This is a genomic window from Anaerotaenia torta (genome assembly GCF_050433395.1).
Lineage (GTDB): Bacteria > Bacillota > Clostridia > Lachnospirales > Lachnospiraceae > Mobilitalea > Mobilitalea torta.
Genome location: NZ_JBNPXH010000004.1, coordinates 1 through 18,001, shown reverse-complemented (window position 1 = coordinate 18,001; position 18,001 = coordinate 1). Strand labels below are relative to the sequence as shown.

18 protein-coding genes and 1 pseudogene are annotated in these 18,001 nt (G+C 55.0%); all 19 read right to left on the bottom strand.

What is annotated here, in order from left to right:
* Positions 1-136: 136 nt before the first annotated feature.
* Positions 137-1,756 carry a recombinase family protein gene (locus tag HNQ56_RS08110; RefSeq protein ID WP_429144502.1) on the bottom strand — a complete coding sequence of 540 codons (1,620 nt, stop codon included), beginning with the start codon at positions 1,754-1,756 and terminating at the stop codon, positions 137-139.
* The gene (locus HNQ56_RS08105; RefSeq protein WP_429144500.1) at positions 1,756-3,096 is read right to left on the bottom strand and encodes a recombinase family protein; all 1,341 of its coding nucleotides are present in this window, start codon (positions 3,094-3,096) and stop codon (positions 1,756-1,758) included. Before HNQ56_RS08105 ends, HNQ56_RS08110 begins: the two co-directional genes overlap by 1 nt.
* A gap of 60 nt (positions 3,097-3,156) precedes the next feature.
* Positions 3,157-3,318, bottom strand: coding sequence for an SHOCT domain-containing protein (locus tag HNQ56_RS08100; RefSeq protein WP_429144499.1), 162 nt, complete (start codon positions 3,316-3,318; stop codon positions 3,157-3,159).
* A complete protein-coding gene (locus tag HNQ56_RS08095) occupies positions 3,299-3,715 on the bottom strand; it encodes an RNA polymerase subunit sigma-70 (protein WP_429144497.1) in 417 nt (138 codons plus the stop codon). Before HNQ56_RS08095 ends, HNQ56_RS08100 begins: the two co-directional genes overlap by 20 nt.
* A 52-nt stretch (positions 3,716-3,767) precedes the next feature.
* On the bottom strand, positions 3,768-5,321 hold the full coding sequence (locus HNQ56_RS08090) for a SpoIID/LytB domain-containing protein (protein ID WP_429144496.1): 1,554 nt from the start codon (positions 5,319-5,321) through the stop codon (positions 3,768-3,770).
* A complete protein-coding gene (locus tag HNQ56_RS08085) occupies positions 5,318-5,734 on the bottom strand; it encodes a phage holin family protein (protein ID WP_429144993.1) in 417 nt (138 codons plus the stop codon). Before HNQ56_RS08085 ends, HNQ56_RS08090 begins: the two co-directional genes overlap by 4 nt.
* 76 nt (positions 5,735-5,810) lie before the next feature.
* Positions 5,811-8,276 (bottom strand): glycosyl hydrolase family 18 protein, encoded by a 2,466-nt coding sequence (locus HNQ56_RS08080; protein WP_429144494.1) that lies wholly within the window; start codon positions 8,274-8,276, stop codon positions 5,811-5,813.
* Complete coding sequence (locus tag HNQ56_RS08075) at positions 8,276-8,845, bottom strand: hypothetical protein (protein ID WP_429144492.1); 570 nt, start codon at positions 8,843-8,845, stop codon at positions 8,276-8,278. The genes HNQ56_RS08080 and HNQ56_RS08075 overlap by 1 nt, the downstream gene beginning before the upstream one ends.
* 58 nt (positions 8,846-8,903) lie before the next feature.
* Positions 8,904-9,098: a hypothetical protein gene (locus tag HNQ56_RS08070; protein WP_429144491.1), complete on the bottom strand. Its 195-nt coding sequence runs from the start codon at positions 9,096-9,098 to the stop codon at positions 8,904-8,906.
* A 14-nt stretch (positions 9,099-9,112) separates the two neighbouring features.
* Positions 9,113-11,638, bottom strand: coding sequence for a phage tail spike protein (locus tag HNQ56_RS08065; RefSeq protein ID WP_429144490.1), 2,526 nt, complete (start codon positions 11,636-11,638; stop codon positions 9,113-9,115).
* A gap of 4 nt (positions 11,639-11,642) precedes the next feature.
* The gene (locus HNQ56_RS08060) at positions 11,643-12,425 is read right to left on the bottom strand and encodes a distal tail protein Dit (RefSeq protein WP_429144488.1); all 783 of its coding nucleotides are present in this window, start codon (positions 12,423-12,425) and stop codon (positions 11,643-11,645) included.
* Between the two features lie 5 nt (positions 12,426-12,430).
* Positions 12,431-14,953 (bottom strand): phage tail protein, encoded by a 2,523-nt coding sequence (locus tag HNQ56_RS08055; protein ID WP_429144486.1) that lies wholly within the window; start codon positions 14,951-14,953, stop codon positions 12,431-12,433.
* A 202-nt stretch (positions 14,954-15,155) separates the two neighbouring features.
* Positions 15,156-15,545 (bottom strand): hypothetical protein, encoded by a 390-nt coding sequence (locus tag HNQ56_RS08050; RefSeq protein WP_429144484.1) that lies wholly within the window; start codon positions 15,543-15,545, stop codon positions 15,156-15,158.
* 8 nt (positions 15,546-15,553) lie between these two features.
* Entirely contained in the window at positions 15,554-16,147 is a 594-nt protein-coding gene (locus HNQ56_RS08045) for a major tail protein (protein ID WP_429144483.1), read from the bottom strand.
* Positions 16,148-16,495: a hypothetical protein gene (locus tag HNQ56_RS08040; RefSeq protein ID WP_429144482.1), complete on the bottom strand. Its 348-nt coding sequence runs from the start codon at positions 16,493-16,495 to the stop codon at positions 16,148-16,150. It abuts the gene before it with no gap.
* Entirely contained in the window at positions 16,492-16,956 is a 465-nt protein-coding gene (locus HNQ56_RS08035; RefSeq protein WP_429144481.1) for an HK97-gp10 family putative phage morphogenesis protein, read from the bottom strand. Before HNQ56_RS08035 ends, HNQ56_RS08040 begins: the two co-directional genes overlap by 4 nt.
* A 4-nt stretch (positions 16,957-16,960) precedes the next feature.
* A complete protein-coding gene (locus tag HNQ56_RS08030) occupies positions 16,961-17,299 on the bottom strand; it encodes a phage head completion protein (RefSeq protein WP_429144479.1) in 339 nt (112 codons plus the stop codon).
* A gap of 3 nt (positions 17,300-17,302) precedes the next feature.
* Positions 17,303-17,602 (bottom strand): head-tail connector protein, encoded by a 300-nt coding sequence (locus HNQ56_RS08025; RefSeq protein WP_429144477.1) that lies wholly within the window; start codon positions 17,600-17,602, stop codon positions 17,303-17,305.
* Positions 17,603-17,650: 48 nt separating this feature from the next.
* Positions 17,651-17,905: pseudogene (locus HNQ56_RS08020) on the bottom strand (phage major capsid protein); the annotation flags it as partial.
* Between the last annotated feature and the right edge of the window lie 96 nt (positions 17,906-18,001).

The following is an 18,001-nucleotide window of genomic DNA, read 5'->3' as shown; positions in this document are numbered from 1 at the left end:
GTGTTATCATAGGACATATGGACATACAAGTGCCTATCAAACAGTTTACAGATAAGAAGATATGGACGCACTAAGGCATAAAAAAGCCCGCAGGCTCTATCGTAGAACCTGCGGGCTTCTTCTATCCATATTTACTTTATGCGACCTTCCATATATCCGGTTCTATTGAAATCTCGGAGCCGTCCCTGAATGTGAGTAACAGGCGCTGGTCGGCATAAACCGTCACCGATTCCACCGTGATATACCAAAGCTCCTCGTCAAACTCCGTTACGAGGTCGCCCTGCTTCACAAGCATTTTCAAAAAGCGCATGATGTTTGTTCGTTTGGCGGTACGTTCAAGACGCAGAGCGTTTATTTCGGTCATCCGGACGCGGGCCGCCGCGTAACGCTCTGTCAATGCGGTATAGCGCCGCTGGTATTCCTCTTGGTTGAGGGCGGTCTGCGCGTTCTCCTGTACGCATTTACGCGTCAATTCCATTACCACATCACATTCGCCTTGAAGCTCGACGCTCTCGGCGTCAAGGGCTGTGTTGTCTGTCAAAACGCGGATTATCTCGTCATAGACCGCCAGAATTTCCGCTTTACTATCCAACAGGCGATTGAAGGCCGCAAGGAACGCCGCCTGTATCTGCTCGTCCGTTAAATGCGTGACCCTGCATTTCTCGCCGCCCCGGTGCTTTTCGTTACATTGCCATACCATGCGGCGGTATTGGTTGTTGCTGTGCCAGACCTTGCTGCCATATAGGCTGCCGCATTCCCCGCAGAAGATTTTCCCCGAGAAACAGTGGGCGCTGCTCGTCCACCGGCCCGATTCCTTACGCTGTTTTAGCTCGTATTGCACAAGGTCGAATATCTCCGGCTCAATGATAGCCGGGTGACTGTTGGCGACGTAGTATTGCGGCACCTCGCCCTCGTTGACCTTCTGCTTCTTGGTGAGGAAATCCACGGTGAATTTCTTCTGCAAAATGGCATCACCTTTGTATTTCTCGTTAGTAAGGATACTGATAACCCCATTAGGCCGCCAGTTGGCTTTGCCGCCCGGCGTCAGAATGCCCTCGTCTGTAAGCATGGAGGCAATGAAGGAGGGCGATTTCCCATAAAGGAAAAGCCGATAAATGAGCCGTACTATCTCCGCTTCTTCCTCAACAATAACGGGTAAGCCGTCCGGGCCTTTTTTATAGCCCAGGAACCGCTTATACGGAAGGCTTACTTTTCCGTCCGCAAAGCGTTTGCGCTGGCCCCACGTCACATTCTCGGAAATGGAGCGGCTTTCTTCCTGCGCCAGTGAGCTCATAATGGTAATAAGGAGCTCGCCCTTGCTGTCGAGGGTGTAAATGTTTTCTTTTTCAAAATACACCTCGACACCCTTTTCTTTGAGCTTGCGCACGGTGGTTAGGGTATCCACAGTATTGCGTGCGAAGCGCGAAACCGATTTTGTGATAATGAGGTCGATTTTTCCGGCAAGCGCGTCATTTACCATGTCGTTGAAGCCGTCGCGCTTTTTCGTGCTCGTCGCGGAAATGCCCTCGTCGGTGTATACCTTTACAAATTCCCATTCGTCCTTGGACTGAATATAGCGGGTATAATAATCTACCTGCGCCTCGTAGCTGGTTAGCTGTTCCTCGGTATTGGTGGATACCCGCGCATAAGCCGCCACCCGTTTGCGGGCCGCCATGCTCATGACGTTGAAAGGCAGGTTTTCAATTTTTGCCGGTATGAGGGTTACGGCCCGAGGGGCTATCGCTGTATTCGCCATTATTCCGCGCCCCCTTTCCGATGATTGTGCCGTAAGGCGTGCTCGCGCGCCTGCTGCTTCATTTCCGGGCTCCAGCTATCCCGGCGCGATTTGTTTTCCCATGTTTCGGTTATCTCGGTGCCGTCGCGTAATATAAAAATCAGGGTGCCATTTTCCGGCACCCTGATTTCCACGACCATCTTGGTGAAAACCGCTTCGTCAAATTCGGTCAGGCCCAATACCCGAGCGGCAATGGAAGAAAGAATATCTTCCGGTATCTGCTGCGACGGGCAGTAGGCTTTGCCCTTGGTATTGAAGGTGGTACATATCCAAACCGCCCGCCTGTACTTGCCTCCGGCGTTGGCTATCTTCCGGCGAAAATGCGCCCCGCATTTCCCACAGACCATCTTTCCGGTGAACGGATACGTCTGGCGCGGCCCGCGTGATTCCACTGGCCGGTACTTGGCAGCCCGGCGCTCCCGCTCCGCGAGAATGCGTTCATATGTTTCGCGGTCAATAATGGGCTCGTGGCTGTTGGTTACGAAATACTGCGGTTTTTCTCCGCGATTGATACACAGCTTCTTTTCGATGGGGTCATTGACATACTTTTTCTGTAAGAGCATGTCCCCGGCCACTTTCTCATTGAAAAGAAGGCCCCGGATAACATTCTCGCGCATTTCGCCTCCGCGCTTACCACGAGCTCCCGCACAACATAAAGCGCGGGAGAGATTGATTCCGCCGTTCCCTTCAAGGTATAAATCTGCGGCAAGGCGAAGTATCTCCGCCTCCTCCGGTACGATTTCAAGAACCCCATTGACGAGCTTATAGCCATACATGGTGATACTCCAAGGCAAGCCCTGCTCATAATTGGATTTGATGCGCCACTTCTGGTTTTCACTAACCGAGCGGGCCTCCTCCTGCGCGTATACCGCAAGAAGGGTTAGTAATAATTCGCCATCCCCGCCAAGGGTGTGTATGTTCTGTTCCTCAAAGTACACGTCCACATTCAGCGCCCGGAGCTCCCGTATGGTTCGGAGGGTAGTCAGGGTATTGCGGGCAAAGCGGGAAACCGACTTGGTAATAATCATGTCGATTTTACCAGCCCGGCAATCGTCGAGCAGCCGCTGAAACTCTGAGCGGGTATTCTTGGTGCCGGAAATGGCCTCGTCGGCATACACACCCGCGTATTCCCAGCCGGGGGTTTTCTGTATCAAACCGCTGTAATGGCTGATCTGTGCGGATAGCGAGTGAAGCATGGCGTCTTTTCCGCTGGATACCCGCGCATATGCGGCGACGCGTTTTGCCCGTAATTCGGCCTCGCGGATGGCGAGCGGCGTAATGTTTTTAATGATTCTTTGCATATAAAAGCCTCCTTCCTTGGTGTCACAGCTTACCCTTGACACCGCTGTCTTTCAAGGCTTTCAGCCCCTGAAAGTCCCAAGAAAAGGACAAAATTTCGTACAAAGAACCTCCTCGATTTTCCGGTAATCCTCGTCATTTATGACGCCTTTTTTCAGCATGGCCTTGGCGACCGCGAGCGCGGCCTGATACTTTTTTTCGCGTTCAAATTGTTCTCTCGTCATAGCCGCCCTCCTTTCCGAAGCGGGCCTTGATATAGCAGGCATGACTGCAATATTTCCGGTTCTTGTTTCCATAGCTCTCAAACTCTTTGCCGCATTGCTCGCAGGCAGCCCGGTAATAGGCACGCTGCTCGGACAAATAAGGGTGAGATTTCCACCAAGCGCGGCGGCAGCCTTCTGAGCAAAACTTCTTCGGTTTGCCTCTTTGCCAGGACGCCAGCGGTTTTCCGCAATGACGGCATAGCCCCTCCATGCGCTTATCTGCCACGCCGGAGAGGCCGTTGCGTCTACAAAAGCTCTTTACCGTATTTTCTGAAAGGGCAAGCCGGGAGGCTATTGCCTTGTATCCTAATCCCTCGCCACGCAGATAGCGAATTTTCTCTTTTTCCATATCGGTCATGATACAAGCCTCCCTTGGAACAAAACGAGCGACCCCGGAAGGCCGCCCGCGCTTAGTTTGGTATTTTCAAAACCTGCCCGGCATAGATGGTGTCGGAGGTTAGGCTATTGAGCGCCTTAATCTCCGTGTACCGAGTACCACTGCCGAGGCGCTTCTGCGCGATACCCCATAGGGTGTCGCCTTTAGCCACCGTATAGGTGGAATAGGCGGCGCTGCCGGTATAGACTACCTTGCCGCTTTCATCAAAGACGGAGTATCCAGCGTTCTGATCGGCGCAGCGTTTCGCGTTATCCAGTACCTTGAACGCACCCTTTTGCGTGGCCGCGTCCGCCCAGCTTTTGCGTACCCGGTAGAGGACGGAGGTATCCGCCGCGCCGCCGCCAGTATCACCGGTGGAGGAATCCGCCAGTTTGGCTTTTACCGCCGCACGGAATGTGTCCATACTTTTCCCATGGTGCGGAAACCAGTGGCCGGGGTCGGCGTGGTTGGACGCAATACCGCGCTTATGCCCTTCATAATGCCCGATAATCACGCCGTCCTTCATAGGGTCAAGGCCGTACATTTTGCAGAGATAGACGCAGAGTTCCACGGCCTCGGTATAGACCTTATTGAAATAGGAAGCGTCGGCCAATCCGTCCTCGCAAATCTCAAAGGAGATGTGCGTATCATTGCCGGAGCCTTTGGAACCCGAGCCGCAATGCCAGCCCCGGTGATTCCATGGGAGCACTTGGTATGTCGCCACCGTACCGTCAGCCAGCTTGCCGATAAAGGCGTGGACGCAGACCTGCCGCCCGCCCGGCTTGTCTTGGTTCCAATGATTATTATATTGGTTGCGTCCCAGCAAGCCGTCGTCCGGGCCGACGTAGCGTTTGAGGTTGGGGTTATTGGCTCCCGTCGAATGCACCATTACACCCTTCGGCGTAATTGTTCGCCCCGCCTTATAGCAGGCGTTATTTACAAAAATCAGCGTATGCAGATTCATAGGGGTACCTCCTTCGGGTTCGGTCGCGCCCCCAAAATCAACAGCACCGCCCTTGCCGTAAGCCGACAGGAGGACGGTGCCGTCATAATAGAACGCGAGAATTTTGTTGTATGGGACGCCATTCTTGGCCGCCCACATGGCTCCGACTTGGCTCATACCCACGCCATGGCTAGGGTTTGTGGGCTTTTCTTGCCGGGCGGAGGCATCCCATGGGTCAACCTTATTTACATAGTAAGGATAATTGCGGCTCCAAACGTCGCCGCTGCGCTTGGTTTGCCCGCCGTTGGAGGACGAATAGAAACAGTCAATCATGGCCTCCTCATAGCAAAGTACCTGTCCCGCCGTATCCATGACCGCCTGCCTGCTCCGAGGGCTTTTCTCCGCAAGCGAGCAGCGGTACGCCTGAAACGAGGTCGTGTCGTTCATCACCGTACCGGCCAGCGCGCGCTTTGCCGCAAATGTCCGAGCGGCCACGGCCTGTGCTTTTAGCGCCTCCATATGGGCGGATTCGTATATCTCGGCAGGAACCACGCCGCAGAGGTATTCCTCAATGTCCAGAACAACCGGCTCAGAACCATATCGCGCAATGTTCTCCGCGCGGGTCATTTTCAGGGTGACGTTCATTTCCCGTCCTCCTTGTCCTCGCGGTTATGCAATTGCGCCAGTACCTCTTTGAGCTTTTCCGGGATGGGCAGGCCCAAGTGGCCCGCATTTTCCAGCATGGAAAGGCCCTCGTTAGAGAGATAAAAGAAAATCATCGCCGTCCGCAATGCGCTGCCGTTGCCTAAGACTTGGCTGTCTATGATGTGGCCGACGCCCACCATTACGAAAATAAGCACCTTGCGGAAAATGCCCTTGAAGCCCACATTACTGGATAGCTTCTTATCCGCAATCGCGCACATTACGCCGGTCAGATAGTCAATTACCACAAAGGCAATCAGCGCGTAAAGAAACCCGTCCATGCCGCCTAAAAACCAGCCGATAAACCCGCCTGCCGCCGCGAGTGCCGCCTGTACCGTTTGCCATACCGTTTTCATCATCAATACCTCCTGATTTTCGCAAAAATAAAACGCCTGCCGTTTTCGGCAAGCGTCAAAACATAAATTTTGAGGTCTATATCTGCCGGGGGAGCGCCTCCCACAGCCGCATATCTTCCTGGCCCAGCGACCAGAGGGCAAAGCCCCGGAGCTTCCAGCGGTAGGCCGCCTCGTTGGCCCAATAAATGAGGGAGTCCGCGTCCGAATAGTAGAGAATACTGAACCCGTCCGCATCGCCGAGCAGGAGGCGCACAGTCCAGACATTTATATCCCTCGGCCTGATTCTAACCCGGTAATCATGGCCACATTGCAGGGGCAGCAGCTTGCTATGAAAAAACTCATAGTCCAGAGAGATTTCCTCGGAGCGAGTGGCGCTTTCGTCCACATCCGACGTAACCGTGAATACCTGAAATTCCTCGTCCCACGTTACGCCGGTGCGGGCAATCCGCCCAAAGGAAGCCCCGGAGCCGTCCGGGTACACAACGTCAAAGCGTTCGTATGGTTCATACGTCCATGCGTCGCCGAGCCGCAAAAGCTGGCATTTGATAGGCCCGTCGGAGCGGATACCGGCGAAACCCCCTGCCCCCGATACGGTGGCCGTGAAACGGAGCGTATTGCTCGCACCGCTATATACCCGGACGCGATTGCCGCGCTTCCTCATTTCAATGGTATACATGGAGGGGTTGCTGCGGATAACAGCGTCGGGTGTCCGGGAAAAGCTGGTGGCATAGCTGCCCAGCAGGGTACTGCCTTGGTATAGCTCCACCCGCTGAGTATCTATATTTAAGCAAGCAAATATGTTGCCAACGAATACCCCGGCCCGGCCTGAGCCGTTCGAGGGGAAGGCGATCTGCGCGCGCAAATGCACGTCGGCAAACCCCTCGTATTGCCACGCCAATTGCCCGGAGCCTTCCAATTGAGAATAGGGCCGGTTTGCCGTGCTCTCCGGGTCTTGCCATACTGCCCATGAACCCGACAGGGTACGCCAATAGGTCGAGGGCAAAGGCGGGGAATCCCGGAAATCCTCATACCATATTAAGGCGCTGTCCGGCTTGCGCCGGAGCATTTCAAAGGTGATCTTAAATCCCCGGTCGGGCTGCGCCGGATTGCCGTTCACGTCGATAAACTGGCGCGGGGCCAGTGTATAGACCGCTTCGCCGGGCCATGTGGATTCTGAAAAACTGCTGCATACCCGGAAGCCGTAAAACTGAACCCCCGGCACGCCGCCGCTTATGCGTATGGTGTGGGAGCCTGCCGAGAGATAAACTCCCGAGGAAAGGGAAAGCCAGCAGATTTTCCGCCAATAGGGCCACCATAAGCGCGATTCCTGAAACATCTTTGTGGAGCCGTCCAAGGAAACGCCGAGCGCATTTCTATCCCAAAACGGATAACAAAGGCGTACCGCCACGTCGTAGGTGCCGCTTTGGCTTACTGTAAAGTTATAGGTGGCTTCGCCGCCCTCGCCAAGTACCGCCATGTTCTCGGTCACGGTTACAATGCCCGAATAGCTGTCCGGCACGCCGTTCCGGTCAACGTAAATCGTGCCAAAGACAGAGTTTTGCTCCTTGCCATAACAGGTCAGATAGCGCCTGCGGTTGTAAGTTTCCCTTGTCAACGCGCCCCGCGCGGACTCGGCCATTGTCCAGCCGTCCATGAAATCATACACATGCGGCATCGCCCACGGCACCATGTCCACATCGTCCCAATAGGCAATGATGGGAATGAACGGCTGCGGCTGCCCATCATTGGTAAAGTTATACGAGCCGTTTAGCCAGAATTGCGCTGCGTAATAGGTGTTGGAGGTTCCCCGGTACGTTACGCCCATGTTTTCCGGCGTGTCATGTATGCGCCAGTTCCAGCCGTAACCGGGCAGGCCCATAAACACCTTATCCGGCGCCATGACCGCAACCGCATAGTTGTAAACACCCTCCAGCCAACTGCGAGGCGATACCGGGCCGGGCGCGGAGCCCGCCCACGACATGCCGTAAGACATAATGGCGGCGGTATCGCAATATGGGTTGAGGTCGGCGTATACGCACCAATTCTCGCCGCCGACGCTCCCTTCCACGCCGGTCATACCCGGCAGGCAGATGTTTACCAGCTTCGCCGGGTTATAGTTTTTGACCGTCGAGTATATGTCCCGGAACAAGGCGTTGGCAGAGTCTTTGTTTTCATAGCCGCCGCCCCGTTCAAGGTCAATATCGACCCCGGCGCACCAAGGGTATTTCTGCATAATGCGCACAATCTCACTTAAAAACTTGGTCTTGGCTCCGCCTTCATTATTGCGTAACGCGGTGAAAATGGAAGCGGTGCCATGGTTCATAATGGTAAGCAGCCACCGGACATGCGGCCAGCGGTTAATATAGGTCATCATGGTGGCAATACTGGTGCCGGTTTCAGATAATGTGCCGGTGGAATCCACTTCAAACGTAAAAATCCCCACCGTATTGAGGCGGTCGCCGTAATCCCGCAGCACCTCATACATTCGGGTATTCCCCATGTAAGCCCACACCATGTTCCGTTTGCCTTTGAGCAAATCCATTAAAACCGCTCGCCTCCTTCCTGCGTCTGCTGAAATACAAAGAGGAGGCGGGCGGATTTGTACTCCTCCAATTCCACAACATGCTTGCTGTCGCCATAGGCGACATATTGATAAAAGCCCTGTTTTCCAGTAGCGGAGCCGTTGCGCAGACATTCGCGGCGTCTGGCCAGCAGGGCCAATTCATCACCGGCGAGAGCGGAGGCAAGGAAACGGACGCTGTGCGCCCCTTGGCCCATGCCAGTGCCAAGGGCAATACTGCCCGCCGCCATATCTCGCACCGGGTAGATATAGCAATCCAACCCGGCGCTTACCTGCGGGGATTTATCTATCACAACGGTACTGCCGCTGGGAGTAATGCTGTTGTTGGCTATCACGACGGTATCGCCGCCCCGGACAATACCGTTGAAATGCCGGGGTGGCTGAATTTGGCCGTCCTTCCGGTATTTTTGCAGGAACCGGCTGGTATGGGTAACATGGCCGGTCTGCCAATCGCCCTCCTGTAGCTGCAAATCGGTGAAGTAGATGGTGCCGGTGCAATCGCTTATCATGGGCGCGACCGAAATGCTCACCACCCGGTTTTCGCCTTTGGGTATCACTGTTTCCGAGAATCGCGTAAACTCCATACAATCACCCGTCCATCGTCCATTGTATCTCCGAAGGATGGCCTACCCAGCCGGTAGCCACCGCGCCGCCCTGTATCATCATGTCGGTGATATACACAACGCCGGTGCAATCAATGACACAAAGCCGTATGGTAATGGCCCTGATCCGCCCGAAGCCCTTCGGCGACAGGTCATTTGCAATCTGCTGAAAATACGCCATAGGCACCGCCTTTCTTAAAAGAGGTCGATAAACCGGGTTTCGGTACTGCCGTCCTCGTACTCAAATATCACCTGAATACCGACCTGCCCGTTCGGGCCTTTTTCCAAGTCCTCGCTGGCAATCTGAGCGGAAAAGGTATAGCTGCTCCTATTCGCGGGATAAATCGTTTGCGAGAGGCTTTTTGTCATATCGGATACGCCCACGGCTTTGAAGCAGGCGGTACCGCTGACCCCGTTTTCCGTATCCACCTCAAAGCCCGAATTGAGCCAGTAGGCCAGACTATTGTCGGCCCGGCTGTTGAGCATGTGATTGAAGGGTACCATATCTTTGATTTCGCGCCGGTCGAGCACATCCACTTGCGAGAGCATATCCGCCGCCTTGTCCCAAGCCGCAGTAGAATCGCCGAGCTCCCGGAGCTTGGTGGATAGCTCAATGACGGTTTTCCATGGCTCCTGCAAGTTATACTCGCGCCGGATAACGCGGGTTCGTATGGTAAGGTTTAGTTCCTTGTCTTGCACCAGAACCGTATCGCCCAAATCCCACGCCTCATGCTCGTATCCGGTCAGCACCGACAAGTCCATGGCGGAGAGCACATAGGAAACGCGGGGCTTGGCGTACTCGGCGAGGCGCATTTGCGTAAATTCCAGCATTTGATACGGGTTTGTGAACGACGATAAATCCAGCGTTGAAATCCGCAGGTCGGCGCTGTAGGTATAGTCCTCCACATACGGCTTTCCGTCATTGATGGAGGCAAAGGTTATTCCGTCCTTGCCAATCGCATACAGGCGGGTTACAAGGCTGCGGGTATCCACGACCCGCTTAATGCTTTTCATGTTCTTGCGGTAGGAAAACAAAGCGCCGCTGTCCTTGCCGCTAAATGTCAAAAGGCTAACCTCCCGGTTAGCCGAATCGAATATAAGGTCGCCGCCGTGAATATCGGCAGCAGCCCGCAGGATAGCAAGCGCGCTCGTTTCCGAGCACGTCCATGTGCGCCGCGTGGCGACGGTAATTGTCCCCAGCGACCAGCCGGTACCCAGCAGGGCGTAGCTCATGGGAGCCTCCGCTGTTTCCGCATTGTATTCCTGCGGTTCCTTTTCCACGCTGAAGGAGAGGTCATAGAAAGCGGCCTCCGCATATACCTGCGTAACCACCCTGCCGTCGCTGCCCTTATCGTCGGTCAAGGTGCGTATGCGGTAAATATCCCCGGCAACCTGCACCTGCTTTTCGTTATCGAGGTACGACCGCTTGGGGTCACGGAACGGGAGCTTAAATTCCAAAGTATCTGAGCCGTTTATCTCGTCGGTCACGAGAATATCATAGGCGTTCTCCAAGACCGCCTCCCAAGCGCCGCTCGTATCCAGCACAATAGGCCGGGCAAAGCCCAGCCGCTGGTACACAGCTATGGGTATGTCGTGCAACTGTATCTCAATGAGCCTCGGCGTGCGCGAGGTATCGGTGGTGGCGAGCGTTACCCGAAAGCGGATATACTCATTGTTGGGCGATTGCAAAGCGCCGCTGGTATCCACAAGCTGCCATGCCGTCCAGTTCAACATATCGTCGCTGGTGCTGGTTTCCACCGAGGTAATGCTGGTTACACCTGCCGTATATTCGCTGGTAACGGCCACCCGCCCGGTACCGGCCAGATTGCATTCCACCGCGCGGGTATAAAGCTCGCCGCTGGCGGGATAAACGCCGCTTGTAGCTTTGAGGGTAACGACGCCGGGCTCCGTCCATGCGTCCACATTGGCGCTGCTGCTCGCGCCGTTCGCCATCTGCGCGTTCAGGAAATGGCGCTCCAAATCGTCCATGGTGAGCGCCGAATCCGTTTCAAAGAACCAATCGTCAAGGCCGCCCGCGTACCAGTATGTCGTTTGCAACATGCCGAACACAATGTTGGCGGTACAGGCGGGGTTGAGGATGCCGGTAAAAGTCTCCACACTCGTCTTCCATGTCACGCCGTCGGCCCGGTTGCCGATGAAACTCTGCACCGTACTTGCTTCTATATCTATAATGGTGGCGATAAAATACCAGCCTCCATTAACAAAGGGTATCTGCATGGTTGGCTCGGAGCGGTCATGAATAAGCGAACCCGACGAATTGTACAGCATGACCCGGTACCGCCCATTAAATAAGGAAAGGTAGAACAAGGGCTGGCCGGGGCCGTTTCGCGTGCTTACAAGCGGGCAATAGGTGTTGCCTATGCTATAGGTCGTGGGGTTAATCCAGCCGCCGATCACCAGGCGCTTACCGAGATTAGTAAAAAACGAGCCGTCATTACTCGCGGTCAAATAGGTGCGCTCGGTGGCCGGATTGCTTATATTCATACGGAAATAACGGCCATACCGGCTGAGTGGAAGGCTTGCCGTCGTACCCGACCAGCCGGAAACGGTGAGCCTGCGATTATGCCCGGAGGAATCGGCAAGGGCGGTGCTGCTGTCAGGCGCGTCCTCATTGAAACGCCACAGCGCCCCGGTCTTTTCGGTAGGGGCATACTCGCCGGTGAAATCTTCCTGCGCCGTCAATATAGATTTTATCGCCATGGGTTCACCTCCACCGGCTGTTCGCCTTTATTTCAAGCTCCGTAAACGAAGCGTTTTCTGTTTCAATCACAATCTCGTTGCCGCCTTGGTGCAGAACGGGGAAATTGAGCTCCCGCATATTTGCCAGCCCGTTCCGCAGCGTTTCTCCGGTTGAATCTATCACCTTGGCTGTCACCAGCCCGGTATCCACCACCAGCGTTTCACCTGCGGAGAGCGGGCCGACGATATAGAGTTCCTCGCCGTTGGTCGTGATTTTGATATGCCGCCCGGAGCCGGAGGCAATGTCCCCCCACATGGAATATACCGGCTCCGAGGTGGTATTTCCTGTGTTTCGGGTGAAGGTGTGCGAGCCGGTACTGCCAAAGGCCGCCGCTTCATCTGATAGAGCATAGGCGAAAGGGTCGGGACAGATAAACTGCAAATCGAAGGCCCCCGCTGTACGCAGGAGCCTTTCGCAATCCACCGCCTCGGTAAGCCGGGCCTTATAATACCGGTCGGGAACATCGTCAAGCATTAGCTGCTTGACGCCATCCTCCGGGTTGAGCCATTCGGCCACGCCGTCGAGCACGGATACCAAAGCGGCAAAGTTCCGCTGGGGCATGACGCCGCAGCGTATGGTGATAATGCGCTCGGCGCTGTCCGAGCCAAAGTCCGCCACGCCCGGCTTGCCCGGCACGGTTTCATAGGCGTTGCGGCGCGCGGGAGATACCACCCAATTGGTGAGCCTTGCCCGTATTTTCATAGATTGCGACGATACGCCGCCGAATAAAAAGCCCAAGCGCGGCACCTCCTTTACGCCGTACTAAAGCGACCCTGCGCCCGCGAGCCGGTCTGCATGAGATTATAGAGTTCTTGGCTGATACGCCGTATGTCGTCCTCGGAGCGGACAATCATCTGCTGCACCATCACCAGCGGGCCACCGCCCATGGAAGCAAAGCCAGCGGAGCCGTTTACATTGACATTGCTATCCACGTCAAGAGCGGTCGGGATGGCGCTTTGTATATCATCGGACACACTGTCCATGGCACGCTGGAAGCCCACGCCGATGCCCTCGCCCATATTCGCGCCGATACCGGCAAAGACGGTGGACGGGGATTTGATACCCAGCAAACCCTTGACGCCGCTTACGATACCGCCGACGAAGTTTTTCACCTTGTCGGTAATCCATGTAATCATGGATTTAATACCGCTCCAAAGGCCGGTGACGATGTTTTTACCTATATCCACCACCGAACCGACCGCTTTGCCGAGCCCTTGGAGAATGGCGGCGATAATCTGCGGTATGGCCTTTACAAGCTCCGGTATGGCTTTCACAAGACCCACGGCAAGCTGCACAATCAGGGTGAGGCCCATTTCAACGAGCTTCGGCAGGTTCGATGTTAAGGCGTTGATAAGCGCGGAAATTATCTGCGGGATGGCCGCCACAATGGTTGTGATAATGCGGGGCAAGTCACGAACCAGCGCAATAAGCAGGTCAATACCCGCTTGGATAAGCTGCGGAATACTGTTGATAATGGCGTCAATCACGCTGCTGATAATCTGCGGAATCACCGCGACCACCGCGTCGATAATCTCCGGAAGCGCGGTCACGAGCGAGGTCAACAGGTCAATACCCGCTTGGATAATCAAGGGAATGGAATCCAGCAACGCCGTAATCAGGCTCCCGATAATCTGCGGCAGCGCCGCGATTAGGACAGGGATTGCCGCGAGCAATCCGTCCGCAAGCCCCATAACAAGCTGTAGGGCCGCATCTATCAACAGGGGGACGTTATCAATCAAGCCTTGGACAATCTGGATAACGGCGGAAATGGCGGCGGGAATAAGCTGGGGCAAAGCCAAGCCTATACCACTCACGAGCGCCGTCACCAGTTGAACAGCCGCATCAATGAGCAAGGGTAAATTGTCAATCAATGCCCCCACGATAGTCATGAGCGCCGCAACAGCCGCCGGTATGAGCTCCGGCAAAAGGGTTAAAATCGTTGTCAGCATCTGCGTGAACAGTTCCGTGACGGTGGAAAGCAGAGACGGAAGCAGGTCGCCGATTGCCTTTAGTATCCCATCAAGGGCGGGCGGCAGAGCCTTTACGATATTCTCGATGACAGGCACGATGTTTTTCACGACGTTCTGGAACGCCTCAACCACATTGCCAATCAAAAGTCCAATGTCCGCGTTGGCGTTTCCAAGCCCGGCCATCAGGTTTCCGATAGCCGACTGCATACCCGCCATAGAGCCGCTTATTGTCTCGGTGGCTTCCATGGCGGTTGTTCCGGTTATGCCCATTTCCGTCTGAATGACGTGGATTGCCTCGGTCAAGTCCGAAAACGACGACAGGTCGTACTTAATGCCGGAGATTTTCTCGGCGTCAGCCAAGAGCCGCTCCATTTCAGACTTTGTACCGCCATAGCCCAGCTTGAGGTTGTCGAGCATGGTGTAGTTTTGTTTGGCAAAACCCTGATAGGCATTTTGTATGGACGCTATGTCTGTACCCATTTTGTTGGCGTTGTCGGCCATATCCGTAATCGCCATGTCCGCAACCTGTGCGGCCTTAGTCGTATCGCCACCGAGGGACTGGATAAGACTTGCGGAAAAACCCGTGACGGTTTCCATGTACTCGTTAGCGGACATTCCTGCGGTCTTGAAGGCATTTTCGGCATAGCCCTGCACAGCCTGCGACGCCTCACCAAAGAGCGTGTCCACGCCGCCGACCAGTTGCTCGTAATCGGCGTATGCCGCTATGACTTCCTTGCCGAGTTTGATGGCGGCGGCCCCTGCGGCGACTGCCACAGCGCCCATAGCCGCGCCGATACCCTTCAATACGCCGCCTAATTTCTCAAATTTACCCCCGGATTTTTCGGCAACATCACCGGCATCTTTTAGTTCGTCGCCCATATCGTCCGCGCTGTCGGCGAGCTCGTCGGCAGCTTCGGCGGAATCATCCATACCGTCGGCATTTTTACGCAGGGCATCGTTGTTGTTTTCCAGTTCCCGCTCCAAAACATTGAGCTCGGCCTGCGCATTATTAAGCTGGGTTGCCCACGCTTGCGTGCGGCGGTCATTTTCGCCGAAGCTCTCGGTGGCGTTGGAGAGGGCGTCCCGCAAAAGGGTGATTTTGTCCTTCTGCGCGTCAATTTCCTTATTCAAAACGGCATTGCGGGCAGAGAGCGCCTGCACCGACTTGTCGTTCTTGTCGAACATGGAGCTAACCAAGTTCATTTCTGAGCCGAGAACCTTAAAGGCCGCGTTGATGTCTTTCAACGCGGCCTTAAATTCCTTTTCGCCCTCGACGCCGATTTTCAGCCCAAAATTATCTGCCAAGCACTCTCACCTCCTTAGATACCGTGCGGAATAATGTCGTCAATAAACAACTCCCGCTTGGGTTTTGACAGCCCGAGAAATTGCTTGTGGCACTCCCATAAATCCAGCAATTCGCCCAAGGGAAGCAGCCATGTTTCCTCGGAGGTGCGGTTCAAATGGACGGTGCCGTAATAAAGGAGCCGGACAAATGTCTCCTCGACACTTATCCGGCCTCCACGTTTTTTGTTTCCTTGTCCTCGCTAACCACCTCGCGCTTGGTACCCCGATACATGGCCTCCATGATGGCGTCCTTATATTCCGCCAGTTCCATAGGGGTTGTGAGCAGTTCCAGCACCTCCTCGGTGAGCAACTCCCGCTTATCGTCCGGGTGCTGAAAATTGTGGATTTGTATGCTCTGGTTTGCCAGCAGGGCAATGAGCCAGATCACCTCGTCCAGAGCCATTTCAAAATTTTCAGCCCTCATCAACTTTTCGCCGAGATTTTCCAGCCCGCCGTAGCGTTTGGCGATTTCCTTTGTGGCTCGCGTGGTGAGCACCATTTCATAGGCCACACCGCCGACCGTGATTTTCGCGCTGCGTTCCTGTTCCATCATTTGACCTCCTATTCGCCGCCCGTACCAAAGGCAGGCTCGTAAACTTCGTTATACCAGCCGGTGATAGTAGAAGCGGCCACGCCGGTATCGTCCTCGTTGACCTCGGCCTTCCAAGGGTGGTTGCCTCGGGTATCCAACTTACTGCGCCGCGTTACGGTGCCTTCTATAGTGGGCGTGGAAAAAGTAATGCTGTCGCCTTTGGTCGCAAGATTGGTGGCGGGTATACCAAACTTGACCTTATACAGCCAGAAATAGCGATACTTCCCGTTGGCCTTTTTGGCGCGAAAGCCAATAGCTACAGGGTCGCCGCCGTCCTCACTGGCGGAAATGAGCACCTTGTTTTCATCAATGGTGGAGCCGGTCAGCATCTGCGCGGCCTCGGTGCCTATGTCGTCAATGCCGAGGGACAGGGTGCCGGATTGAAATTCTTTGATGATATAGGCCGCGCCGTCGTCGGCATAAAGGGTCGCCTCGGCGAGCTCCACCGACAATTCCGCGCTAATCGCCTTAGCGAGCTGTTTCGGCGTGCCGTAAGTCTCGTCGCCGCTCTCGTCCTCGGTGATGGCGGCATAATACAGCCTATCCAGTCCGATAGTTGCCATCTATTCGTCCTCCTTCAATTCGTAGTTGCGCGCCACGTCAATGGCGTAATGGTGATAACCGGCGGATTCCTCAAACCCGATATAACGCCGGTCGGTAATGGTGAAGTCCGCACCCAGCAGGGCCTTCACGAGCCGGTTTTTCAAAGCTGTATAGCTGCCCTTGGAAAACAGAGAAAGCTGCGCCTCCTGCGTCTCGAAATAGGGCTGGTTGTCGGCGTACATTTCAAAAATGTCGCTTATGGGCGTAATGACGATATACGTCTCCGGGGCCGCAGCAGTAAAAACGCTGGTTTCCACCGGCGTTCCCAAAGGCTCCAAGAGGATATTCAGTTCTTCCAACAGGCTCATACGCCATCGACCTCCTGTTCCAATGTCCGCTGCATGGCCTCAATACAGGCTTTTCGGGTAGCGGAGCGGGCCGGACGCAGGAAAGGTTTAGGCGGCTGGCCTTGGCGACCGTATTCCAGAACATTGGCAACCATGGCATTTGTGGCCGTGTGATAGCTCCGCTTGCCTTTGGCGGCGCGTTGTGTGCGCCGGGGCTCGCTAAAGCCTATCTTGATGTTGTGATTTTCCTGCCGGTCGCGCTTTACCGGGGAGGCACCCAGCGAAGCGACGAGCTCTCCGGTGGCGCGGGAGGGGTACTTGGTGCCGCTGCCAACCGCCGCTTGAAGATTACTTTTGATTTTCGGCAGCACCACATCGGCCCCGGCCTCCAATGCCCGCTCTATGATTTCATCCGTCTTATTTCCGAGCCGGGATAGCTTCATGAGGAAGTCATCCGGCATTTTCACAGCGCATTTTGCCATAAAATCACCCCTTTGCCGGTTGAATGAGGGAAGCGGTGAGATTGACATACATGCCACGGCCCGACACATTGTCCACCTTGGTGATGTTGTACCGCCCGTCCTCGTCAACAATGAAATGCTCCGTCGTAATTTTGAGGCCGGGTACGCACCGGAGACGGAAGGAGGTCAATTCTTCCGAAAATACCGCCTCATTGCGCCATCGCTCGCTACCGCCTTCCGTGACCGATTTATACGCCCGGCCCGAAAACAGAACAATATCCTGCTGTGTGCCGAAACCCTCTGCGTCCTTGACCGGTTCGCGGGCTATGACTTGGATAAACACATCCATTTGAGAAACACCCATACGCTACACCTGCCAATCCCGCTCCAACCGCAAAAGGTTGTTGATGGTAGTCCACGATTGCTGGCTAGCCGCGACGCTGTTGGAGAAATGTCCACCGGTACCGCCGTCCCGCGATTCATAGAAAAACGAGGAAAGCATAATAACCGCCTGCTCGGTGGTTGCAGGCAGTTCATGTTCCATATAGTAACCACTCGGTTTTTTCTGGAAAGCCTCAGAATAAGCGACGGCGGCGGTAATGCAGCCCTGCAAAAGCGCGTCGTCCTCGGCATGGGTCAAAATCAGATTTGCCTTGACCTTTGGCAATAGCTCAGTTACAAGCGACATTACCGCCACCATCCTTTCCGGCTTCCATTAAGCCTTTTGCTGTAGAACCTTGACGGCCTCCGGGAGTACCAGCTTACCGTCCACGCGCTGCGTGCCGAGGAATCCAACCTGCCCGGTAGGCGCGTAAAGCTCGCCGAGGCGCTTGAACGAGCGGCCCTGCCTGTCGGCCACCCAATAATAGGAGAGGTCGCCAAACAAGACGGATTTTGCTTGTGCCTCAATCGCGGGCATATATGCCGAGGTGTAGACCGGGCGGTTGAGAAGGGTATCCGGCGTGCCTGCGTGTTGTCCGGCAAATTAGGAGATACAGCAATCAGCACTTTATTTTAACCTGAATTCGGTGTAGGGCATCATTGATCGTCACTTTATCCGATACAG

Coding starts and splice junctions, on each gene's coding strand:
- HNQ56_RS08110 (WP_429144502.1), bottom strand. CDS start 1,756: ATGGCGAATACAGCGATAGCCCCTCGGGCCGTAACCCTCATACCGGCA.
- HNQ56_RS08105 (WP_429144500.1), bottom strand. CDS start 3,096: ATGCAAAGAATCATTAAAAACATTACGCCGCTCGCCATCCGCGAGGCC.
- HNQ56_RS08100 (WP_429144499.1), bottom strand. CDS start 3,318: ATGACGAGAGAACAATTTGAACGCGAAAAAAAGTATCAGGCCGCGCTC.
- HNQ56_RS08095 (WP_429144497.1), bottom strand. CDS start 3,715: ATGACCGATATGGAAAAAGAGAAAATTCGCTATCTGCGTGGCGAGGGA.
- HNQ56_RS08090 (WP_429144496.1), bottom strand. CDS start 5,321: ATGAACGTCACCCTGAAAATGACCCGCGCGGAGAACATTGCGCGATAT.
- HNQ56_RS08085 (WP_429144993.1), bottom strand. CDS start 5,734: ATGAAAACGGTATGGCAAACGGTACAGGCGGCACTCGCGGCGGCAGGC.
- HNQ56_RS08080 (WP_429144494.1), bottom strand. CDS start 8,276: ATGGATTTGCTCAAAGGCAAACGGAACATGGTGTGGGCTTACATGGGG.
- HNQ56_RS08070 (WP_429144491.1), bottom strand. CDS start 9,098: ATGGCGTATTTTCAGCAGATTGCAAATGACCTGTCGCCGAAGGGCTTC.
- HNQ56_RS08065 (WP_429144490.1), bottom strand. CDS start 11,638: ATGGCGATAAAATCTATATTGACGGCGCAGGAAGATTTCACCGGCGAG.
- HNQ56_RS08050 (WP_429144484.1), bottom strand. CDS start 15,545: ATGATGGAACAGGAACGCAGCGCGAAAATCACGGTCGGCGGTGTGGCC.
- HNQ56_RS08045 (WP_429144483.1), bottom strand. CDS start 16,147: ATGGCAACTATCGGACTGGATAGGCTGTATTATGCCGCCATCACCGAG.
- HNQ56_RS08040 (WP_429144482.1), bottom strand. CDS start 16,495: ATGAGCCTGTTGGAAGAACTGAATATCCTCTTGGAGCCTTTGGGAACG.
- HNQ56_RS08035 (WP_429144481.1), bottom strand. CDS start 16,956: ATGGCAAAATGCGCTGTGAAAATGCCGGATGACTTCCTCATGAAGCTA.
- HNQ56_RS08030 (WP_429144479.1), bottom strand. CDS start 17,299: ATGGGTGTTTCTCAAATGGATGTGTTTATCCAAGTCATAGCCCGCGAA.